Origin of the sequence: Lactobacillus sp. UMNPBX4, from assembly GCF_002554115.1 — a bacterium.
Classification (GTDB): Bacteria; Bacillota; Bacilli; order Lactobacillales; family Lactobacillaceae; genus Lactobacillus; species Lactobacillus gallinarum.
Genome location: NZ_PCZF01000143.1, coordinates 1 through 384 on the forward strand (window position 1 = coordinate 1; position 384 = coordinate 384).

Sequence of the window (384 nt, forward strand, 5' to 3'; positions counted from 1 at the left end):
GAGAGCATCTGCCTTACAAGCAGGAGGTCACAGGTTCGAGCCCTGTATCCTCCATCGAGTCGTTAGCTCAGTTGGTAGAGCAACGGACTTTTAATCCGTGGGTCGAGGGTTCAAGTCCCTCACGGCTCATGACCCTAATTTGCGGGTGTGGCGGAATTGGCAGACGCGCTAGATTTAGGTTCTAGTGTTTTCGGACGTGTGGGTTCAAGTCCCACCACCCGTATTGCCAACCACATATTGACAATATGCCGATTTAGCTCAGTTGGTAGAGCATCTGTCTTGTAAACAGGGGGTCGTACGTTCAAGTCGTATAATCGGCATTTATATTTTGCGGAAGTAGTTCAGTGGTAGAACATCACCTTGCCATGGTGGGGGTCGCGGGTT

3 tRNA genes are annotated in these 384 nt (G+C 50.5%); all 3 read left to right on the top strand.

Going from position 1 to position 384, the window contains the following annotated elements:
- Positions 1–56 precede the first annotated feature (56 nt).
- The 3 genes from CP355_RS10095 to CP355_RS10105 all read left to right on the top strand — a co-directional run bounded on the left by CP355_RS10095 (position 57) and on the right by CP355_RS10105 (position 320).
- Positions 57–129 (top strand) — tRNA-Lys (locus CP355_RS10095).
- Positions 130–141: 12 nt separating this feature from the next.
- Positions 142–223, top strand: a tRNA-Leu gene (locus CP355_RS10100).
- 24 nt (positions 224–247) lie between these two features.
- A tRNA-Thr gene (locus CP355_RS10105) sits at positions 248–320 on the top strand.
- Positions 321–384 lie beyond the last annotated feature (64 nt).